Below are 20,590 nucleotides of genomic sequence, written 5' to 3'. Positions count from 1 at the left end.
AGTATCATTTTTTGACATAATTTAAGGCTATGATATACCTATCAAGCAATCAATACAAATCATTAAAAAAATGGAGAAGAGAGGTATTGAACATGGCCAATTATACCCTGGAAGAAAAAGAAGGCTTTACCGTGATCGGTCTTGGAACGGAGCTAAAGAGCGATTACACAGACTATGCGGGCATTCACAAGGAAAAGGCAGACTTTTGGCAGGCAGTCGGCCAAGATGGAAGGCTGGATACGTTAAAATCCATGGCGTCAAATGACTACATTTTTGCGGTGAATGAAGCGGTGAACAACAAGATGATGCATTATGCCGGCGTCATGACAGAGGAACCGGCTCCAGAAGAAGCCAGAGTGATCCAATTTCCTAAAGGGGAATACGTAGTGGTCAAAGGGGAAGGGGAATCGGCTGATGATCTGAATAACAAGCTTGCGGCAGTCGCCTTTGGGCAAGTCCTGCCAGAAGCAGAGAATGTTGCCTATGTTGGCGGACCCAATGCATCGGTTGAGATGGGGAAGCGTAACGGCTTGATTTATGGTGAAATGTGGATTCCTGTTATCCGAAAATAATCGTAGGGAGGAAAGGCTATGAGCTATACCGTTGATTTTAAAAATGTGTCGGAAGCAGGTTTGGAATCTTCACCTGCAGCAGAAGCACTTGCTGGTTTACGTGCGAATGAAGCCCGTTACTTTATGAACAAATACAAACACGAATTTAAAGTTGTACCAGCCAGCGAAAGCCAGGAGACCATTGATTATGTGAACCGGATTCTAAAAGAAGAACGTGATATTGAGTTTGCGGCCAAACCTTTGGAAACGTCGAGGTTTCAAGTGGAAAACATCCAATTTGCCTACGTCTTTTATGAGGATGGTCTTGCGGTCAACGTCATGTATACAGTTGATGACCCTAAGAAGCGGGCCGTTGGTTTTAAGCTTTCTGAAGGGATGGCGGTACCAAAGGAGTTAGAAGGCAAGTTTAAGTTTGCCAGACAGAAGTCAAAACTAGCTGGAACCATTCGGGGCTCGTTCTTTGTCATTAAAGGAGAATATTAAAGTAAGCGCAGTACACTGGCATGGCTTATCCCTTAAATTAGGCAGAAACCGAAAATGGTTTCTGTTTATTTTTTTGAACTGGGTATTTCAATTTGGAGCTTCAGGTTAATGATATATCCAAAGAGGCAGTAAACTTGTCATTGATTTATATAAAGAATAAAGCGATAAAATAAATCCTGATAACCCGTTCACCAATAAACCATAGCATTCGCCGGAACAAAGTGAAAACCATTGATAAGAAAGCAGCCCATTTTCAATCTACTTGAAATTAAGCAGAAAAAATATAAGAACTTTAAACTGGAAAATACACTTTACAATTTTGATTTTTTGAGATTTGTCCTGCTAAGGAATTAAAACCATTTACCATTTAACTCACTGGAGAAGATGAATAAACTCACCAGCATCTCGCCAGTGTTGCCATATACAAATAATACGCCAATGAGATACTATTTAGAGCCATGAAAACAGAGTAAAGAAAAATCTTAGGATGAGCCATATTAATTGAGATTATCCTTTTTATTATTTGTAAGCGTTTTAAAATCCTCTTGCAATCTATCTTCCCTCATGCTAAATTATACCCAAGAACAAAAATCTAAACGTTTACATTATTGTTCAAACTGGACAACTAAGAATCATACATACAAATTCTATTCTTTTCTGTAAAAATCTAAACGTTTACATTTTAGGAGTTTTGTCCAATGGAAGGGAAAGCGAATATTCAGGATGTGGCCAGGCTGGCCAATGTGTCAATTGCGACGGTTTCTCGGGTAATCAATAACCAGGGCGGCGTGCGCAAGGTGACGGAGGAGAAGATCCTTAATGCCATAGAGGAGCTCGGTTATATCCGCAACGCGGCTGCCCGGACGATGAAGAGCAAGGATACGAAGACGATCGGGGTCATTGTCCCTGACATCAGCAACCCGTTCTTTCCGCTCGTGATGGCCGGAATCGAGCAGAAGGCCAGGGAGAAAGGGTACTTTGCGATCCTGAGCAGTACGAACGAGTCGCCGGTCGTGGAGGAAGAGATCCTGAAGAACTTCATCGAGCGGGGCGTGGATGGTGTCATCCTCACCACGGCCAACGAGAACGGCGACCATCTGAAGCAGCTTCATGAACAGGGCATACCGATGGTGGCGGTCGACCGCAGCATTCAAAGCTATGACGTGGATACGGTGCTGGTCGATAACGTGAAGGGGTCGTATCAAGCGGTGCAGCATATGATCCTTCAGGGGCATAAGAAGATCGCGATCATTTGCGGTCCTCAGAACACATCACCGGGACGCGACCGGTTCATCGGCTACAAAAAGGCGCTCGAGGATTACAACCTGAAGCTGGACGAGCGTTACGTTTTCCAGGGGGATTTTGGAGAGCGGAGCGGGTATCAGGCAGCTCACGAGTTTTTCTCCTTAAACCACCGGCCGACTGCCATTTTCTCGTCCAATAACCTGATGACCACCGGGTGTGTAAAAGCGATCGGTGATCTCGATTGGAAGCTTGGCGAGGAAATTTCGTTCTTCGGTTTTGACGATGTCGATATCGCCACATTCGTGAATCCGAAGCTCAGTGTCGTTTCCCGTCCGATGAATGCGTTAGGGGAGATCGCATTTCAGCTCCTGTTTGAACGGATTCATTTTAAAGGGGAGATGCCGAAGCGGGAATACAACCTGTCACCGGAACTCATCATCCGGGATTCCTGCCGGCTGCGTTTTCCACACAACTCGCCTACCGGACAATCTCTTAAAAAGTAAACGGGCACAAGAGGAGGTCACTCTGTGCCTTCTCTTTACCGCATGGATGTAAGCGCTTTACTAAAAATTGATGGAAGAAGAGGGGATGTTACATATGAAGAACCATGCATTGATTCAGCTGCTTGATGGCTATTTGAACCGCACGCCGATTTTCCAGTTTATCCTCGTCTCCCTGCTGTTCCCGTTATGGGCGGTGGCGGCAAGCCTGAACGATATCCTCATTGCGCAATTTAAACATGTGTTTGAACTCAGTGACTTTGCAAGCGCTTTCGTACAGAGTGCGTTTTACGGAGGCTACTTTCTCGTAGCCATTCCGGCATCGATGGTCATTAAGAAGATGAGCTACAAGTTTGCGATCATGACCGGTCTTCTGTTTTATATCGTAGGCTGCTCGATGTTTTATCCGGCATCAAACATGGGGACGTACACGATGTTCCTGTTTGCGATCTTTGCGATTGCGATCGGGCTAAGCTTTTTGGAAACAGCGGCGAATACGTACAGTTCGATGATCGGGCCGCAAAAATACGGAATTCTTCGCTTGAACATTTCTCAAACGTTTTACCCGCTTGGCTCCATCGCAGGAATTTTACTCGGGAAGTACCTGGTGTTCCAGGAGGGGGCAAGCCTTGAATCCCAGATGGCGAAGATGTCTGCGGCTGAAGCGCATGCGTTTGGGCTGAAGATGCTGCAGCATACCCTTCAACCTTATAAATATATCATCTTCGTATTGATTGCCATGTTCATCCTGTTCGCCGTAACGAAATTCCCTGTCTGTAAGCCGCTGGTTAAGAGTGCGAAGGGGACTGAGAAATCACCCGGCATTGGCGAGACCCTAAAATACCTGGCAGGCAACAAACGATTCAAAAATGGAATTGCTGCTCAATTTTTATATGTCGGAATGCAGGTAACGGTCTGGTCGTTTACGATCCGTTTGGCGCTCGACTTGAACCCGGATTTCAATGAACGAACGGCGTCCAACTTTATGGTCTACAGCTTTATCGCCTTTTTCGTCGGAAAGTTCATCGCGAACTTCCTGATGGCACGCTTCTCGCCATCGAAAATTCTGTTCAGCTATTCCATCATCGGTTCCGCGCTCCTGGCGTATGTGGTCCTCGTTCCGAATATGACGGCGGTTTATGGAGCCATCGCGGTAAGCATGCTGTTTGGTCCGTGCTGGCCAACCATTTATGCGGAAACACTTGAGGTCGTAGAAAAGAAGTACACGGAAACGGCTGGAGCGATCCTCGTCATGTCCATCGTCGGCGGTGCGGTCATTCCGGCTCTGCAGGGCTATGCGTCTGACGTATTCGGCTCCATGCAGACGGCGTTCCTCGTATCGATGGCGTGTTTCGTTTACGTCGGCATTTATTTCTTCGGAGAGATGAAAAAATCTGCTGTGAAAAAGAGAGACGGAAAGATCGGATTGGCTCAGTAAAAAGTAGTGACCTGTCAGGCAGCCTGTGCTGGCTGCCCAGATGGGTGACTCAGCAGGAAAGGGATGCTAGACATGACAGGAATCGTTGAATTGCAGCGTGACTTTTTTAAAGAATATAAAAAAGTAATCTACAGAGATGAGGAATTTACAGCGAGTCTGTTCCGCTATCCGTCAGGGGTGGAGGCGATTGAGCTCATCAATTCTCGGGGACGGATGGTCGTTTTGCCGTATATGGGGCAGATCATCTGGGATCTTGAGTTTGACGGGACTGACCTGAAGATGAAGAACATGTTCTCCCAGCCGAAAAGGGCGATTGAAATCGTCGATACATACGGCTGTTTTGCCTTTCACTCCGGGTTGATCGCGAATGGCTGTCCAGGTCCGGACGATGACCACGAGCTGCATGGCGAGATGGCGTGTGCCGAGATGGACCGGGCATGGCTTGAGATCAGCGAAGAGGGAATCAAGGTTTGTGGAGAGACCGAATATGTGAAGGGCTTTGGACATCACTATTTGGCATCACCGAGTGTTACCATGGTGAAGGAAAACTCATTTATTGAGATGAATATGAAGGTGAAGAACCTGTCAGGATCCGGCATGCCGCTTCAGTATATGTGCCACACAAATTATGCGTATGTGGAAGAAGCAGAGATGAAGCAGAACATTCCGGATGATGCTTTTGTGCTTCGGGAATCCATACCAGCACATGTGAAGCCGACCGAACAATGGCTGGCATACAATAAGAAGCTTTTGAACGGAGAAGAAACGCTGGATGTGCTGGACAAGCCAAAGATGTATGACCCGGAGATCGTCTTTTTTGCCGATCACTTAAATGCTTATGGTGAAGAAGCCGAGTTTGAGATGACGGCACCGGACGGAACGTCTTTTTTCACAAGGTTTTCAACGGCAGAGCTGAACCATGCGACCCGCTGGCTGCTTCATAACAGCGACCAGCAGGTAGGAGCGTTCGTACTGCCTGCGACATGCCGTCCGGAAGGATTTAAAGCAGCGGAAAATGCTGGAACATTGATCACGCTCGGTGCGGGAGAAGAGCGTTCATTTACCGTTGTGACCGGTAAGAAATAAGGAGGAAGAGATATGGATATTGCAGTGATCGGATCCAACATGGTGGATCTCATTTCGTACATTGATAAGATGCCAAAAGAAGGGGAGACGCTTGAAGCGCCGGACTTTGAAATCGGCTGTGGCGGAAAGGGAGCGAACCAGGCGGTAGCCGCGGCGAAACTCGGCTCAAAAATCATGATGGTCACAAAAGTCGGGGATGACCTGTTTGCCGACAACACCATCAGCAACCTGAAAAAGTACGGCATTGATACGGAATTTACCGTCAAGGTGCCTGGCACCTCGAGCGGGGTCGCGCCGATCTTCGTGGATCCAGAGTCCAAGAACCGCATCCTCATCATTAAGGGAGCGAACCAGCATCTTTCGCCGGAGGATGTGGACGCAGCGGCCGAAAAACTGAAGCAGTGCTCACTCATCGTCCTGCAGCTGGAGGTTCCGTTGCCTGCCGTTTACCGTGCGATTGAATTCGGAAACGAGCATGGCATTCCGGTCATCTTGAACCCTGCTCCAGCGTCCAAGGAACTGGATTTTGAGTACGTGTGCAAGAGCGACTTCTTCATTCCGAACGAAAGCGAGCTGGAGATTCTGACGGACATGCCAGTGGAAACGGACGAACAGATTCGGGCAGCGGCAATGACGCTGATCGAACGCGGATTGAAGAATGTCATCGTCACGATGCGAAGCCGAGGAGTGATGTGGGTAACGAGAGATGATGTACAAACCGTCGCTTCACACAAAGTGAATGCCATCGACACGACAGGTGCCGGGGACGCGTTCATCGGCTGTTTCTCTCATTATTATGTGCAAAGCGGAGATGTGATGGATGCGATGAAAAAAGCGACCGCATTTGCGGCATTGAGTGTAACAAAGCGCGGGACACAGACATCGTATCCGGGCAGGGAAGAAGTGGAACAGTTTTTAAAAGCAAGCGTTTAATCGTTAAAACACCCTAACCTAAAAATAACAGGAAAGGAGCGGCTCTTTTGATTGATAGTCATCAGCACTTTTGGAAGCTTCAACGGAACGATTATGGCTGGCTGTCAGAAGACATGGGGGTGCTCTATCAGGATTACATGCCGGAAGACTTAACGCCATTGCTGAAGCAGTATCAGATTTCGGGGACGGTTGTTGTTCAGGCGGCACCTGCATATGAAGAGACTTTGTTTCTTTTATCTTTGTATGACCGCTATGACTGGATCTGCGGAGTCGTTGGCTGGCTCGATCTATCGTCTCCATCGTTTCCTGCGCAGCTAGCGTCACTTTTGGAGCACCCCGGAATTGTTGGTCTGAGGCCGATGCTGCAGGATATTGAGGAACCGGATTGGATTTTACAAGACCAGGTCACAGAGAATGTGAACTGCCTTCATCAACATCATCTTCCTTTGGATCTATTGATTAACCAAAAACACATTCCGTCTATCTTAACTCTTTTGAAAGCGCTCCCTGAATTAAAGGCGGTTGTGGATCACATGGCGAAACCGAATATATCAGGTGGAGAGCTGGATGGCTGGAAGCAAGATATGAAATCCTTATCTGAATATCCAAATGTGTGGTGCAAAGTATCGGGCTTCATGACAGAAGCGGAACCATACACGTGGAAAACAAAAGACTTTGAACCTTATATCGGCCATATTGTTGAGACCTTCGGGACATCACGTCTGCTCTTTGGCAGTGACTGGCCCGTCTGTTTAGCAGCAGGCAGCTACCAGGACACAATAGAGATCATAAGGGAGAACCTGCAGAGCACTGTAAGTCCGGCGGAAATGGACCAAATTTTCTCTGAAAATGCCAGGCAGTTTTACAACCTAAAGGAACGAAAATCGGTCTTATAAAAAAGGAAAGGGGAATCATGATGAACAGACTTGCCAATCGAACAGCGCTTGTTACAGGAGGAAGCCGCGGGATCGGGGAAGCGATCGTGAGACGGCTGGCTGAGGAAGGTGCCAATGTAGCGATCAACTATACTTCGCCGGGTTCCTTTGAAAAAGCCAATGCACTAAGACAGCAAGTGGAGGAGCAATTTCAAATCAAGGCGATGGTTGTGAAGGGAAACGTCGGGATCAAGCAAGAGGTCGACCAGATGATCGATGAAGTGGAAAAGGAATTGGGATCGGTTGAAATTCTGGTAAACAATGCGGGGATCAACCCGTTTGAACCTTTTTTAAGCCTTTCAGAAGAAACCTGGGATAAAACGTATCAGACCAATGTGAAATCGATTTTTTTAACCTCACAAAGAGTGGCGAAGAACATGATCCAGAAGAAGTACGGAAAAATTATCAACATCACCTCTACAGCAAGTACTGTTGTGACGAGCCCGGTCGTTCCTCATTATATCTCTTCAAAGGCCGCAGCCGCGCACTTAACAAGAGCGCTGGCCATTGAACTGGGCAAATACAATATTAACGTCAATGCTGTCGGTCCGAGCACCATTGCAACAGACATGTGTGAGGATTATCTGGCAGATCCAGAGATCCTGGAAAAAGAAATCGAAGCGAATCCCATGAAACGATTGGGAACAGAGAAGCAAATCGGAGATGCGGCCGTCTTCCTCGCTTCAGATGAAGCAATGCAGGTCAACGGGCACCTGTTGATGGTAGATGGCGGATTAACGGTGAAAGCGGCACAGCCGGAAGACCACATGGATCATGAGGCAGCCATACGATGAGGATCTCTGCTAATATTGTGAAAGCACGCAGAAAGGACAAGAGACATGCTTAAGGGCATTCCTCCCATCATTTCTCCGGAACTGATCAAAATTCTGATGGAGATGGGCCATGGCGATGAAATGGTTCTTGCCGACGGGAATTTTCCGGCAGCCAGTCATGCTCGCCGATTCATTCCCGGGTATGGCCACGGCGTAAGTGATTTCCTGCGTGCCATCCTGGAATTGTTTCCGCTCGATACATATGTGACAGCTCCAATCGTACTAATGAATCCAGTGGAAGGTGATAACAATCCGCCGGCGATCTGGAAGGAATACGAGGAAATCTTAGGAAAAATGACAGGTTCTCCCGTTCCATTTGAAACGCTGGAACGGCATGCATTCTATGAGCGCAGCAAGGCTGCCTATGCCATTCTGGCGACAAGTGAACAAGTACCGTATGCGAATATCATTTTAAAAAAAGGTGTTTTATAGTTAATGAAACACTGATGCGAAGGCACACTTTACTGCTTTAATAAATGCGGGCTAGAAGATATTTTCATAAGCTCGGTTCCGAGGTGTTGATGGTCACCAAAACGCTGTGAGGGAGTAGAAGCATAGTATTAAACGATCGTTTAATAAGCAGAAAAACCCTGTCAGCAGCAAACAAAAGGCTGCGTGGCAGGGTTTTTTAGTAATAAAGGAAATTATTTCGGTTCCGTTAACGGACGATCCGGCTTAACAGCAAACCACAAAACAACAGCAGCAAGGATCGGCATGATCGAAATGATGAGTGTATTTTCCCAGCCGACCGTCTGGGCAAGCCATCCACAGAGTAGAGGGGATAAAAATGCGCCGATGTTGCCCCAGAGGTTCATCCAGCCTGAAACGGAACCGGAGAATTCATTCCCGAGGTCAACAGCTGCAGCCCATGAAGTCACTACCGGAAACCCAAGGGAACCAAGGGAGATGGTTAACCAGAGGACATTCATCCAAGGGGTAGTCGCATAGGCAGCCAGGTACATGGATATCGAAAAGACAATCAGTCCCCCTATGGCTAAAGCACCGCGGGCGATGAGCTTCGACTTGCCGATTTTTACAAGATAATCAGATATGGCACCGCCCGTCATAACGGTTACAAAGATACAGAGCCAAGGAAGGCTTGCTGCGAAGCCCATACTGGCCAAAGAAAAGTCTCTCGCTTCTTGGAGGTAAGTAGGAAGCCATACTAAAAAGAAGGTAACTATATAAAGGACCACAAAGTATTGTAAACCGAGTGCCCAAAAACGGCCATTCTTTAAAAAGGCTCTCCAAGGAGCAATCTCTTTCTTCTCTTCTTGTACCGTTCGATTTTCAAGAATGTATTGAGTTTCTTCTTTACTGATAAAGGGATGATCTTCTGGTTTATTTCTCCCGAGCCAGTACCATAAAAAGGCCACGACTACTCCTAGAAAGCCAAAAATATAAAAAACAGCCTCCCATCCCCATTGTTGAAAGATAGCTACGGTCAGAACCGGCGCAATAACCGGTCCGAAGTAGGAACCAGCCAATAATGCACTGGAAGCACGTCCTTTTTCCTGTTTGGGAAACCAATACGTATTAAACACGGCATTTCCCGGATACATTGGTCCTTCTCCAACACCAAAAAGAAAACGAACAGCGGCTAATAGACCGTGTGATTTTACAATGGCCGTCAACCCAGTAAAGATGGACCACCAGACTAAGGCAAAAAACACAATTTTTCTGGCTCCGAAGCGTTCAGCCAGCATTCCCGCTGGAATTTGTGATAAAGCATAGCCTAATGAAAAAAAGGAAGCAAGCAGCCCAAACTGTACCTTTGTCATATTTAAATCGTCCATCATAGGCTTCGCAATGACCGCGATGTTGGAACGGTCCATATAGGCGATCAAACCAATAACAAAGAATAATAAAGCGAGCCACCAGCGTACTCGTGAACGGGGTTTTGTATTACCGCTGAATTCCATTTCTTGTTTGCTTATGGGTTGCTCCATTTTTCAGTGACCTCCTCAAATTTTATACAATTCCGGTCTTCTATCCTTCAGCACCGGCATCCTCTCACGGACGGAGGAAACGGAGTCAAGGTCAATTGTGGCATAGAGAATGGTTGGTTCTGAACCTGCTTCCGCAATGATCTCTCCCAATGGGCTGATGATCATAGAATGTCCATTGAAAACATCATTTTCGTTTCGGCCGGCTACATTGGCTCCAATCACAAAGAATTGGTTTTCAATCGCTCTTGCACGAAGGAGTATTCTCCAGTGTTCTTCACGCTGGATCGGCCATTGCGCCGGAACGAAAAGAACCGATGCATTTTCAACCGCGTAATGGCGCATGAGCTCAGGGAAACGAATATCATAACAAATCACTGTACTGGCCCGATGGTTACCCAAATCAAACAAGGGAGAATCAAGACCGCCTTTTAAATACTGGTCTTCCTTCATAAGGCCAATTAAATGCATCTTGCTGTATGTATTAATGAGCTCTCCTGATGGGTTGTAGCTCAGGCTTGTGTTGTAAACACCGTCTCCCCGATCGGCTGTGAATGAACCGCCAATCAGCCAAATTTGGTGCTGTTTTGCTTTTCTTGATAAAAAGAGGCTTGTTTCTCCATCAATGGGTTCACTGTGTTTGCTTAAATGCTTAAAATCATAACCGCTTAACCACATCTCCGGCAGGACAACAATCTCTGCTCCGTTAGAAACGGCTTCATCAATCTTTTGCTCGGCATTCAACAAGTTGCTTTCGCGATCCCCCTGCAGCACATTTAACTGGCATACCGCTACTTTCATTTCACTGCCTCCTTTGGTAATAGACAATCTGAGTTCTCAACAGGTACAACTTTATATTCCAGTTCGATCTCTCTTTTCAAGACAGGATCAGTTAACGTCATCCGGTAGGCATCCGCATATTTAAATTTTCCGCCTTTGATGGGTACGGTTCCGCAGAAAAGGATTGTCCCTTCCTGGTCGATACGGTCTCTTTCTGAAGCAAACTTTAAGATGTCAGTAACAGGGAGGACAGAAGAGATGCTGCCATCCTGATAGATCTCCCATTCATTTTCCGTGAAAATTTCACATTTCAGCTTCAGTTCATCCCAATGAGGAAGCAGTTCTTCCAGAGGCCATACGGTTTTACCAATTGGTTTTGGACATACTTGTTTGGCGTATGGAATGCTTATCGCTTCAAGTAAGCGGTCCGTATGATCTGATCCTACGGTCACATAATTACCTTGTGGTGTAATGACCAGAACGAATTCGACTTCTCCGGAAGTTTTTTCACCTAAAAGCTGAATCTGATCTTCCTGGGTTACAAGAAGATTACTGACAGGGTAGACCATAGGGATTTCTGGGGGAGCGGGAATTCCTTCATTTGCCAGCTCGTCAATATGATGCTGAACCGATTCCTGGTTTCTGCCGGAATACCCAATGCATACACTTTGCTTTATCTTGATGGTTACATCCTCAGAGTTATCTACAGAAAATCTCATCACTCATCCTCCTCGTTTATTTCTTCCAGTGCTGATTTTGTTTTCTCAAGGTGAATCCTCATAGCATCCACCGCATCACCGTTTTTTAACCCCTCAACTATTTTTTTATGTTCGTCAATTACTTCTTCACAACGGTTTTGACGGTGAATAACCTGGACTCCAATTCTGCGGAACAGATCGGATATTTGTTCCGAAATACTAATCAGCCTTTTGTTTTCTGCAAGGTCATATAACGTTTTATGAAACTCCCGGTCGAGGATAATGAATTGATCTTCATTGCCCTGACTCATTTCTCGTTCCATTAAAAAAATAATGTTCTCTAACTCTTCTAAACTCTTGTCGCTGATAGAAGAGCAGATTTTTTTTACAATATGTAGTTCCACAAGCATTCTAAGCTCAAAAACATCCTCAATATCTTTTTTTGTAACAGGGCTGACAAATGTCCCCTTATAAGGGATGGATACGAGCCATCCTTCTGTTTCAAGGGATTGAACGGCTTCTCTAAAAGGGGTTCTGCTAATATTGAACTCTTCTAAAGCTCTTTTTTCTGTAATCACCTCGTTTTTTTTGAAAAGCCCGTTGATAATCGCTTCTTTCAGAATGTTGTAAGCTTGCACTTTTAATGGGTTAGCATGGAACGATCGACTTTTCATCACTTAGCACCTCAGATATATAATATATAATATATAATACAGATTATTCAGATAATCTCAAGGGCATTGTTGTTTTTGCCGTAAATAAAACAAGAAGCAGTTCCATGCTGCTTCCTGCTTCTTTGTTTATTTTCTATAGTAAACCTTACATGCAAATATTTGGGTGATTTCATAGAATAAGATTCTGCTAATTAAATTTATTTCCATGTCCGTTATACTAATTAATAGGTAAGTGGTGAAAGCGCAGTCATATTAAAAAAAATAGGAGGGTATCATGGGAAGATTAGTTCATTTTGAAGTTCATGCAGATGACATGGAACGTGCAAAGAAGTTTTATGGAGAGGTATTCGGATGGTCATTCGAAGATTGGAGTGAATATGCAGGAATGCCTTACTTTGGAGCAGTGACGGGCAATGCGAATGAACCAGGGATCAACGGTGCTTTGATGCAGCGGCAAAGTGCTCCGCCGGAGCCAAACCAACCTTTAAATGGATTTGCCTGTACCATGGGAGTGGAAAATTACGATTCTACTGTTGGAGAATGGCGGCAAGGTAGCCATGCCGAAATATGCCCTGCCAGGAATGGCGTGGCAAGGTTACTATATGGATACGGAAGGGAATATCTTCGGAATTCATCAACCCGATGAGAACGCAAAATAGAATCTATGATCATTAGATTAATAAGGTCGGTCAAATCATGTTATACGTAAATGACCAAGATGAGGCAGTGGAATTTTGGAGAGAACAACTAGAATTTACCGTAATTTCTGATGAAGATCACTGTCAAGGAATGAGATGGATTGAAATGGCGCCGACAAAGGGAACAGAAACAAGCATCATTCTGCAAAATAAGGAATTCGTTGCTAAAATGTCACCTGGGTTAAATCTTGGTACTCCTTCTTTAATGTTTTTCACAGAAAATCTCGATAAATTACATGATGAACTATCAAATAAAATATTACCGTTGGAGAAATTGTAACTATTCCTTCGGGCAGAGTATTTAACTTTGCAGATAATGAAGAAAATTACTTTGCCGTCCTGGAAAAAAGTAAACAGCCACAATAAATAAACATATAGAAGATGCTGTTCAGATGGAATTGGTATTGAAGGAGTTCATTGGGTTGAGCTCCTTTTTGTCGTTGTTCCAAAAAAACCGTTGTTAATTCTATTAAATATATGGCTAAACTATATTTATAGTAAAACAGCAAAATGGGGGTGTTCGTATTGAAACGGCTGATCTTCACACTAATTTCGATCGTCTTTATTTTTGGATGTTCACCGGCAAATAAAAACACATCCGAAAAGAACGATAAAGATGCAAAAGAAGTGGCGGCAAGACAAGCTGAGGTAATCTCAACAGATTTAGAAATCCCATGGAATATTAACAAACATGATCATACCTTTTATATGAGTCAACGGCCAGGCTATATCATTCGAGTTAATGGGGAGAACGGATCGAAAACGGTTCAGAATGTAGAAGCTGCGAAGAATGTCCTGCATGAAGGCGAGGGGGGATTATTAGGTTTTATCCTTGCTCCTGACTTTGATACTTCTCAAGAGGCGTTTGCCTACCATACCTACAAACAGGATGGTACTGTTTTTAACCGCATCATCGTTCTTAAACTTAACGGCAACAAATGGACGGAAAGAAGGATCATCCTGGAGAGGATCCCGGGAGGAACCATACACAATGGCGGACGAATTAAAATTGGACCCGATGGAAGGTTGTATGCTGCTGCAGGTGATGCAGGGAATCCAGAAAATGCTCAAAACACGAAAAGTCTGGCAGGGAAAATTTTGCGAATGGGGTTAGATGGTACTGTGCCGAACGATAACCCATTTCAAAATTCTTATGTGTATTCCTATGGGCACCGAAATCCACAAGGGTTAGCCTGGGATCATAACGGAAAACTGTATAGCTCTGAGCATGGCCAAACGGCTCATGATGAAATTAACTTGATTGAACCCGGAAAGAACTATGGATGGCCGGTCATTGAGGGCAGTCAGCAAGCTCCGAATATGGTCTCTCCTTTATTTCAATCAGGGGATGACACGTGGGCCCCATCAGGTATTGCGATTAAAAACAATAAAATGTATGTTGCCAATTTACGTGGTGAAAGTATTCTCGTGGTTGATTTGACTGACCAAACCGTAGAAACTTTTTTTAAAAACGCAGGGAGAATGCGGGATGTGCTGATTGAAGATCGTTCCATATACTCGATTACGAATAATCGTGACGGGAGAGGCAATCCGCGAGAAGGCGATGATAAATTAATCAAACTTCCTTTAGAGAATTGAACACACCCGCCTTTCGAATTTTTTTAGCAAAAACTTTTATGCCACATAGGATATAAAGAATTTTCAAAAGTGGGTGAAAGTGTTGAATCATTATTTATATAGACAGGATTGGACCGCTGTTTTGCAGCTTTTAAATCAAACCTTACATGCCGAAGAAATGGTTTGTTCAATGAGCACACAACTATTTCACATCCCGGCAGCCGCAAATATAAAAGGAAATGCAGAAATGCATAATCATCTTGTTCCAGCTTCTTATCATCGAGTGACAGCAGCAGGAAGTGCACTGCGTTTACGTAATGGTGAAACTCATGCGTCGATTATTCAAACTCTGACTTCATGTGTAAATAATGCACTAAGACAAGATCAGGAAGTAATGAAAGGGTTACGTATCATGAGAGACAATGCCCCTAATCCGTTTAGATCCACTATAGAAATCATCATCAGATGGCAGCAGCAAGCAGAACAAAGTTTAACCTCAGCTAAACAGCTTTTAACACAAATGGGATTTGAAACGCAAGATCAATATCAAAGTCAATAAACAGAATATGTTTAATATAAATTGCTATGGAGTAGAGCTTACCGCTTACTCTTTTTTTGTGTGTGGTTTCATTATAAGACCGTCCCTGAAGATCCCTGTATTCTACATTTGTTCAGCGGTAAACTGCCTTGTTTGTGCCTTCCATAGGAGTATAGGGACGCTTGTGTTTTTAAGCTGAATCTTGCAGAATAAACCCATAGCTGTCCTTGGTGTCAGCCAGGTTTTCTTAAAGGCGAAACCGAAATTATCGATATAAATACCTGCAATTTTAGTTGTGTGGACAAGGAGATTCCTGAATTTTGTAGAAAAAATCCAATAAGGTATGTCAATCCAGGAAGTAGGGAACGGTATGTGGGATTCAATCCAAAGCATGTGCTTGCACGTGGTCTTCATTCTTTTTACAATCCTTATCTATCAAGTCTTTTTTAAAGAAAGAGAAGAGAAACGGAAAAAAATTCGTTCGAATTCTTTCTGACCATGCTGATTATATTAGTTTTTACAATGAGCCAGCCTGTCCTTTATTCCGAGATCTATAAGTATGACTTTAAAGCAGTCGCTATCATCCTGTCCTTTTTATACGGAGGCAAAAGGGCAGGATTTGCAGCCTTCCTGGCACTGCTTGTAACCGGTTTCTTTACAGACCAGAGGCTGTTGGTCCTATTTGGCAATTATACAGTGTTTTGTCTATTGTTACTCCCTGTAACCAGCATGTTTCACCGTTATCGAATAAAAGGTAAAGTCATATTGATCAGCTTGTTTTATATGATGATTCCGATCACAAGAGGGGCCTTTCTTCTGTCAAAAGGAGACCACCGGCAGACCTTTTTTGAATTAAGCTCTTCTCTTATTGTATTGGCGACCCTGATTGCAATCGTATATTTAATTGAAAATATGAATGAGCAAATTGAAATGAAACAAGAGCTGATCCGAACGGAAAAAATGAATGTCGTCAGCCAGCTGGCCGCTTCGGTTGCACACGAAATCCGCAATCCGATGACATCTGTCCGGGGATTTATGCAGTTGATGCAAAAAGAAAATTTAACGAAGGAACAGCAATTGTACATAAGCATCTCGATTGAGGAATTAGACCGGGCACAGGAAATCATTAATCAATATTTAGCTCTCGCAAAGCCGCAAACCGATCAATATGAAACCATTGATTTAACTTCCGTCATTCAACAATCGATTGACGTGATGCATTCGTACGCCATTCTAAACAGCATTCATATTACACAGCAAGTGGAATCATCTCTCGAAATCGAGGGACTTAAGCTGGAAATTCAGCAAGTGTTAATCAACATCATCAAAAATGCGATTGAAGCGATTAAAAGCGAAGGGGAAATCAGGATTTCGGCTGCAAAAAATTCCGATGGCTTCGTATCCATTCAAATTAAAGATAACGGTGTAGGGATGACCGAAGACCAAATGAAAAAACTAGGCAGCCCGTATTACTCAACAAAGGAAAAAGGAACAGGCCTTGGTTTAACCGTATGCCATCAAATCGTGAAGCAAATGGGCGGACAAATTAGGATCAAGAGCGAGTTAAAAAAAGGAACATCCTTTACGATAAATCTGCCATCTAAAACGTATAAAAAACAGAGAACATTATGATGAGGGAATTAAGGTAACAGGAATGTTGCCACCCCGTCTTTAAAGGCAGCAACAAAAGTGAATTTGTTTAAATAACGGGGATTAAGCTGCCCGTTCTATAGGCGGCTTTTCTTGTTCAACGAAGGTCATTTTGTGCCTTTTTTTTTGTTGTTTAAACTCCTTCAGAACAATTCCAATTAAAATGACAGCTGAACCTGCATATCTTGTTATGGGACAAAACATTGTGTGAATGAAATGGTAATGCACAAAAACTCCCATTATGATTCGGAAAAAAAAGGTACACGATCTCCCGTTCCAGTTTTCATTTAATTGGTTCAGTATTTAAATTTTTTAACTATTTTACATAGCCTTTATCAGAATCTTGTGTATATAATAGGGATAAAATTTTTAAGGAGCTGTACCAATTGACAAAAACATTAACTAAAGGACCGTATAAAGCAGATCATGTCGGAAGTTTCTTACGTCCGGAGCGGATTAAAGAAGCTCGTGTCCTCAAACAAAATGGAAAGATAACCAGCCAGCAGCTTCGTGAAATTGAAGATGAAGAGATCATTCGCCTTGTTGAAAAACAAAAAGAAGTGGGTTTGACAGCCGTTACAGATGGGGAGTTCAGACGGGCTTGGTGGCATTTTGATTTTCTATCAGAACTTGTTGGCGTGGAGCTCTATGAAACAGAAGCAGGAATTCAGTTTAATGGTGTACAAACGAAAGCTCACGGCGTAAAAGTAGTGGGAAAACTGGACTTTCATGATCACCCAATGATTGAAGACTATAAATTCTTGCATCGTGCTGCAGGGGATCATGTGGCCAAATTTACGATTCCAAGTCCAAACATGCTTTTTTTTAGAGGCCGGATTGAAGAGACCGCTTATTCCAATCAGGATGATTTCTTTGATGATGTAATAAAAGTGTACCAAAAAGCGATCCAGGCATTTTATGATGCTGGATGCCGTTATTTGCAGCTGGATGATACGGCATGGGCCGTCTTTTTCTCAGATCAGGGACAAGAACAGATCGCCGCAAAGGGATACTCGCCAGAAGAGCTGCTGGAACGTTTCACGAGTGCCATCAATGAATCCATCGCTCATAAGCCTGAGGATATGGTGATTACGATGCACATCTGCCGCGGGAACTTTAAATCCAGCTATACAGCAAGCGGGGGATATGATAATGCATCTGAATTTATCTTTGGCAAGTTGAAAGTAGACGGATTATTTTTGGAATTTGATGATGAGCGCTCCGGCGGTTTTGAACCGATTCAGCACGTCAACCGCGATGACCTGCAAATTGTTCTTGGGCTGATTACATCAAAATTTGGTGATTTGGAACATCCTGAAACGATAAAAGAACGGATTCGGGAAGCATCGAAGTATGTGCCGCTTGGTCAAATCTGCCTAAGCCCACAGTGCGGGTTTTCCTCCACAGAAGAAGGGAATCTACTGACTGAAGAACAGCAATGGGCCAAGATAAAACATGTCATTTCGATTGCTGATGAGGTATGGAAATAACTCAAAAGTCGAAAAAAGGGCAGTGTTCTTTCTGTGGACTTTATCGATTGACGAAATCGGAAAATACGACAAAATAAGAAGCAGATCCATTGTGGATCTGCTTCTTATCTTGTATAGAACTATGAAACCTTCAATTCCTTCTCAACCGCTGGCGTATGGCTCCGGAATCGGCTAATGGCCAGTCCTGCAGCGGTACCGGCGAGTGCGGGTACGACCCAGCCCAATCCGACAGAAGATAGCGGCAGGATATCACTCATCGTTTGAACCGGACCGAGCTTCAGTCCAAAGGCGTTTAACCCGCCGATGACGGTAAATACACCGGTAAATAAGAGGGCGCATCCGTACACTGTTTTCGCATGTTTAAAGAAACGATGAAAGAACGTGAGTGTGATCAGCACGATGGTTAACGGGTAAGCTGTGACAAGGAACGGCACTGAAACCTTTAGGATTTGGTTTAACCCCAGGTTTGAAAGGGTGAAGCCTGCCAGAGTGACGGCTAACACCACTGACTTGTAGCTTGCTTTTGGCATCAGATTGGAAAAATATTGGCCACAGGCTGAGGTTAAACCAACGACTGTCGTGAAGCACGCTAACGTAAAGATCAATCCAAGCAAGGTTTTACCGCTCTGTCCCAATAAAAGGGTGGAAGCTGCTGAAAGAATGTCGGTACCATTTTCAAACGACCCGCTGGCTGCCATTCTTGCCCCCATCAACCCGAGGCTGACATAAATCAAGGAGAGCAATACTCCCGCAATGAGGCCGGCTTTCAATGTATAGTTCGTCAATTGCTTTCTGTCACGGATGCCTCTTTGCTGGATAGATGTAAGAATAACGATTCCAAATGCCAGTGAAGCAAGGGCATCCATGGTGTTATACCCTTCAAGGAAGCCTTTGGAAAAGGCCCCGGATTGATATGCCGCTGATGGTGATTGGAACGGTGCATCGAGTTTAACAAAACCAGCCACGCATAGCACTACCATCGCTAACAGCAAAGCAGGGGTAATCCAACGGCCCATGTATTTTTCCATTTTGGACGGGTTTAAGCTGACGACATAAACCAGGGCAAAGAATAACACGGTGAATAAGAATAAAACCAAGGATGAGTTCAAAGATTGTCCGAGAAATGGTTTAACTCCCATCTCATAAGCAACATTGGCATTTCTGGGAATCGCCAGGAATGGTCCGATGGATAAATAGACGACCACCATAAAGACGGTACTGAATACCGGATGCACACGGTTTCCGATCGTCTGTGCGCCGCCTTTTACAAGGGAAACAGCGTATAGCACGGCGAAGGGAAGACCTACCCCGGTAATGATAAAGCCTGCCATGGCGAGCCAGTACGATGTTCCTGATTGTGCTCCCAGGAATGGAGGGAAAATCAGGTTTCCTGCCCCAAAAAACATAGAAAATAGCATTAATCCAATAAATAAGGTGTCCAGTCTTCTCAAAGTAATCTCTCCTTTATTGTTTTTGAAACATAAAAAAACCCGCCCCTGTATGCAGGGACGAGTTTGTGCTCGCGTTACCACCCTAATTCCGCAGCTCCAAAAAGTAAGCTTACGGCTCTCAGTCAACGTACCATCATACGTGTTCCATTGTAACGGCGGACAACCCGGCAAAAGCTTACCATTCATCAGCTTTGCATCTCAGAGATGATTTTCGGACAAGGCCTGAACATCGGCTTTCACCAAGCGCCGATTCTCTGTAGGACAGGGATCCCATCTTACTCTTCTCTTCATCGATTTTAAGTATAAAAATAATTTAGCAGAGGTAAATCGATAAGTCAATATATTTTGACAGTTTGAGTAATTCCAATTATTGCTGCTGCGCTTTAAGCTCTATTGAAATGGTTAATCATTATGCAATAAATGCTCAAGAGATAGGATATCGGATTCAAGTATTTTTTTTATACCAACAGGAGACTTGTTTTTAGTAATCAGTTTTCCTGTTTTGACGTTATATATGGAATATTTATAATTCTCATCATAGGATAAAGTGTCTTCCATTAGAAAAAATATGGTACTTAACTTTCTTTTATCTAATATTGTTTCAGGCTTACTCTTGTCTTCCTTAAAGTAAAGTTTTATCACATGGGGTTCATTTGAAATGACTAAGCCTAATTCGGGATTAACTCTAATACTTGAATTGCTGAAGTGCCAATCATCTTTTTTAGGATTAAACCATTGAATGTCTTTTTTTTCTATTAAATTCTTGTAGGTATTTATTGCATTCTCGTAATTCTTTTTTCTAGCCGCCGTGATTTCATTCACTATGTGGTTTAGATAATCCTCCGAATGTTTATTTTTATGAAAATTTACAATTCCATCTCTGAACTTTTTCCAATAATCTTTTCCAGGATGATATTCTTCCCTGGCCTTTATCTCTTCTATTTTGGTTAATCGCGAAAGTCCATTTTTAATGCTGAAATCCACAAAATCTGAGAGAGTTATTTTTGTTTTTGCCTTTTCCATTAATCCTCCTTTAACTTAGGTAGTATCTTAATATTTATA

Annotated in this window: 19 protein-coding genes, 2 pseudogenes and 1 other annotated feature; of the genes and pseudogenes, 15 read left to right on the top strand and 6 right to left on the bottom strand. The window is 43.8% G+C overall.

Features of this window, described 5'->3' with window-relative positions; genetic code table 11:
- Window positions 1-92 precede the first annotated feature (92 nt).
- The 9 genes from ABHN01_RS05680 to ABHN01_RS05640 all read left to right on the top strand — a co-directional run bounded on the left by ABHN01_RS05680 (window position 93) and on the right by ABHN01_RS05640 (window position 8,457).
- A complete protein-coding gene (locus ABHN01_RS05680; protein ID WP_429874751.1) occupies window positions 93-572 on the top strand; it encodes a GyrI-like domain-containing protein in 480 nt (159 codons plus the stop codon).
- Window positions 573-590: 18 nt separating this feature from the next.
- Complete coding sequence (locus tag ABHN01_RS05675) at window positions 591-1,055, top strand: phage tail protein (protein WP_429874750.1); 465 nt, start codon at window positions 591-593, stop codon at window positions 1,053-1,055.
- A 698-nt stretch (window positions 1,056-1,753) separates the two neighbouring features.
- On the top strand, window positions 1,754-2,803 hold the full coding sequence (locus ABHN01_RS05670) for a LacI family DNA-binding transcriptional regulator (protein ID WP_429874749.1): 1,050 nt from the start codon (window positions 1,754-1,756) through the stop codon (window positions 2,801-2,803).
- A 94-nt stretch (window positions 2,804-2,897) separates the two neighbouring features.
- Window positions 2,898-4,238, top strand: coding sequence for an L-fucose:H+ symporter permease (gene fucP, locus ABHN01_RS05665; RefSeq protein WP_429874748.1), 1,341 nt, complete (start codon window positions 2,898-2,900; stop codon window positions 4,236-4,238).
- A gap of 63 nt (window positions 4,239-4,301) precedes the next feature.
- Entirely contained in the window at window positions 4,302-5,324 is a 1,023-nt protein-coding gene (locus ABHN01_RS05660) for an aldose 1-epimerase family protein (protein WP_429874747.1), read from the top strand.
- Window positions 5,325-5,336: 12 nt separating this feature from the next.
- Window positions 5,337-6,257, top strand: a complete 921-nt coding sequence (rbsK, locus tag ABHN01_RS05655; protein WP_429874746.1) for a ribokinase — start codon at window positions 5,337-5,339, stop codon at window positions 6,255-6,257.
- 47 nt (window positions 6,258-6,304) lie between these two features.
- Complete coding sequence (locus tag ABHN01_RS05650; protein ID WP_429874745.1) at window positions 6,305-7,153, top strand: amidohydrolase family protein; 849 nt, start codon at window positions 6,305-6,307, stop codon at window positions 7,151-7,153.
- A 20-nt stretch (window positions 7,154-7,173) separates the two neighbouring features.
- Window positions 7,174-7,986: an SDR family NAD(P)-dependent oxidoreductase gene (locus tag ABHN01_RS05645; protein ID WP_429874814.1), complete on the top strand. Its 813-nt coding sequence runs from the start codon at window positions 7,174-7,176 to the stop codon at window positions 7,984-7,986.
- A 45-nt stretch (window positions 7,987-8,031) separates the two neighbouring features.
- Entirely contained in the window at window positions 8,032-8,457 is a 426-nt protein-coding gene (locus ABHN01_RS05640; protein WP_429874744.1) for an RbsD/FucU family protein, read from the top strand.
- Window positions 8,458-8,669: 212 nt separating this feature from the next.
- On the opposite strand, the gene ABHN01_RS05635 is transcribed toward ABHN01_RS05640, so the two are convergent.
- The 4 genes from ABHN01_RS05635 to ABHN01_RS05620 are packed head-to-tail and all read right to left on the bottom strand — an operon-like array spanning window position 8,670 to window position 12,123.
- Window positions 8,670-9,974, bottom strand: coding sequence for an MFS transporter (locus tag ABHN01_RS05635; protein ID WP_429874743.1), 1,305 nt, complete (start codon window positions 9,972-9,974; stop codon window positions 8,670-8,672).
- Window positions 9,975-9,989: 15 nt separating this feature from the next.
- Window positions 9,990-10,772: a carbon-nitrogen family hydrolase gene (locus tag ABHN01_RS05630; protein ID WP_429874742.1), complete on the bottom strand. Its 783-nt coding sequence runs from the start codon at window positions 10,770-10,772 to the stop codon at window positions 9,990-9,992.
- On the bottom strand, window positions 10,769-11,470 hold the full coding sequence (locus ABHN01_RS05625) for a DUF2848 domain-containing protein (protein WP_429874741.1): 702 nt from the start codon (window positions 11,468-11,470) through the stop codon (window positions 10,769-10,771). The genes ABHN01_RS05630 and ABHN01_RS05625 overlap by 4 nt, the downstream gene beginning before the upstream one ends.
- A complete protein-coding gene (locus tag ABHN01_RS05620) occupies window positions 11,470-12,123 on the bottom strand; it encodes a GntR family transcriptional regulator (RefSeq protein WP_429874740.1) in 654 nt (217 codons plus the stop codon). Before ABHN01_RS05620 ends, ABHN01_RS05625 begins: the two co-directional genes overlap by 1 nt.
- Before the next feature lie 274 nt (window positions 12,124-12,397).
- On the opposite strand from ABHN01_RS05620, the pseudogene ABHN01_RS05615 reads away from it, so the two are divergent.
- The 6 genes and pseudogenes from ABHN01_RS05615 to ABHN01_RS05590 all read left to right on the top strand — a co-directional run bounded on the left by ABHN01_RS05615 (window position 12,398) and on the right by ABHN01_RS05590 (window position 18,077).
- Window positions 12,398-12,782, top strand: a pseudogene (locus tag ABHN01_RS05615) (VOC family protein).
- A gap of 37 nt (window positions 12,783-12,819) precedes the next feature.
- A pseudogene (locus ABHN01_RS05610) lies at window positions 12,820-13,187 on the top strand (VOC family protein).
- A gap of 150 nt (window positions 13,188-13,337) precedes the next feature.
- Window positions 13,338-14,420 (top strand): PQQ-dependent sugar dehydrogenase, encoded by a 1,083-nt coding sequence (locus ABHN01_RS05605; RefSeq protein ID WP_429874739.1) that lies wholly within the window; start codon window positions 13,338-13,340, stop codon window positions 14,418-14,420.
- Between the two features lie 79 nt (window positions 14,421-14,499).
- The gene (locus ABHN01_RS05600; protein ID WP_429874738.1) at window positions 14,500-14,958 is read left to right on the top strand and encodes a hypothetical protein; all 459 of its coding nucleotides are present in this window, start codon (window positions 14,500-14,502) and stop codon (window positions 14,956-14,958) included.
- Window positions 14,959-15,435: 477 nt separating this feature from the next.
- Entirely contained in the window at window positions 15,436-16,569 is a 1,134-nt protein-coding gene (locus ABHN01_RS05595; RefSeq protein WP_429874737.1) for an ATP-binding protein, read from the top strand.
- 404 nt (window positions 16,570-16,973) lie between these two features.
- Entirely contained in the window at window positions 16,974-18,077 is a 1,104-nt protein-coding gene (locus ABHN01_RS05590; RefSeq protein WP_429874736.1) for a 5-methyltetrahydropteroyltriglutamate--homocysteine S-methyltransferase, read from the top strand.
- A gap of 119 nt (window positions 18,078-18,196) precedes the next feature.
- Here ABHN01_RS05590 and brnQ read toward each other — a convergent pair whose 3' ends face one another.
- Entirely contained in the window at window positions 18,197-19,528 is a 1,332-nt protein-coding gene (gene brnQ, locus ABHN01_RS05585) for a branched-chain amino acid transport system II carrier protein (protein WP_429874735.1), read from the bottom strand.
- Window positions 19,529-19,578: 50 nt separating this feature from the next.
- Window positions 19,579-19,828, bottom strand: a binding site (T-box leader).
- Between the two features lie 102 nt (window positions 19,829-19,930).
- Complete coding sequence (locus ABHN01_RS05580; RefSeq protein ID WP_429874734.1) at window positions 19,931-20,551, bottom strand: hypothetical protein; 621 nt, start codon at window positions 20,549-20,551, stop codon at window positions 19,931-19,933.
- Window positions 20,552-20,590 lie beyond the last annotated feature (39 nt).

The organism is Fictibacillus sp. NRS-1165 (assembly GCF_050468105.1).
Lineage (GTDB): Bacteria > Bacillota > Bacilli > Bacillales > Fictibacillaceae > Fictibacillus_C > Fictibacillus_C terrinigri.
This window is presented reverse-complemented; position numbering and strand designations above follow the sequence as displayed.

What these genes read in the sequence shown, in the direction of transcription:
- ABHN01_RS05680 (WP_429874751.1), top strand. Translation starts at nt 93, where the DNA reads ATGGCCAATTATACCCTGGAAGAAAAAGAAGGCTTTACCGTGATCGGT.
- ABHN01_RS05675 (WP_429874750.1), top strand. Translation starts at nt 591, where the DNA reads ATGAGCTATACCGTTGATTTTAAAAATGTGTCGGAAGCAGGTTTGGAA.
- ABHN01_RS05670 (WP_429874749.1), top strand. Translation starts at nt 1,754, where the DNA reads ATGGAAGGGAAAGCGAATATTCAGGATGTGGCCAGGCTGGCCAATGTG.
- fucP (WP_429874748.1), top strand. Translation starts at nt 2,898, where the DNA reads ATGAAGAACCATGCATTGATTCAGCTGCTTGATGGCTATTTGAACCGC.
- ABHN01_RS05660 (WP_429874747.1), top strand. Translation starts at nt 4,302, where the DNA reads ATGCTAGACATGACAGGAATCGTTGAATTGCAGCGTGACTTTTTTAAA.
- rbsK (WP_429874746.1), top strand. Translation starts at nt 5,337, where the DNA reads ATGGATATTGCAGTGATCGGATCCAACATGGTGGATCTCATTTCGTAC.
- ABHN01_RS05645 (WP_429874814.1), top strand. Translation starts at nt 7,174, where the DNA reads ATGAACAGACTTGCCAATCGAACAGCGCTTGTTACAGGAGGAAGCCGC.
- ABHN01_RS05640 (WP_429874744.1), top strand. Translation starts at nt 8,032, where the DNA reads ATGCTTAAGGGCATTCCTCCCATCATTTCTCCGGAACTGATCAAAATT.
- ABHN01_RS05635 (WP_429874743.1), bottom strand. Translation starts at nt 9,974, where the DNA reads ATGGAGCAACCCATAAGCAAACAAGAAATGGAATTCAGCGGTAATACA.
- ABHN01_RS05630 (WP_429874742.1), bottom strand. Translation starts at nt 10,772, where the DNA reads ATGAAAGTAGCGGTATGCCAGTTAAATGTGCTGCAGGGGGATCGCGAA.
- ABHN01_RS05625 (WP_429874741.1), bottom strand. Translation starts at nt 11,470, where the DNA reads ATGAGATTTTCTGTAGATAACTCTGAGGATGTAACCATCAAGATAAAG.
- ABHN01_RS05620 (WP_429874740.1), bottom strand. Translation starts at nt 12,123, where the DNA reads ATGAAAAGTCGATCGTTCCATGCTAACCCATTAAAAGTGCAAGCTTAC.
- ABHN01_RS05595 (WP_429874737.1), top strand. Translation starts at nt 15,436, where the DNA reads ATGCTGATTATATTAGTTTTTACAATGAGCCAGCCTGTCCTTTATTCC.
- ABHN01_RS05580 (WP_429874734.1), bottom strand. Translation starts at nt 20,551, where the DNA reads ATGGAAAAGGCAAAAACAAAAATAACTCTCTCAGATTTTGTGGATTTC.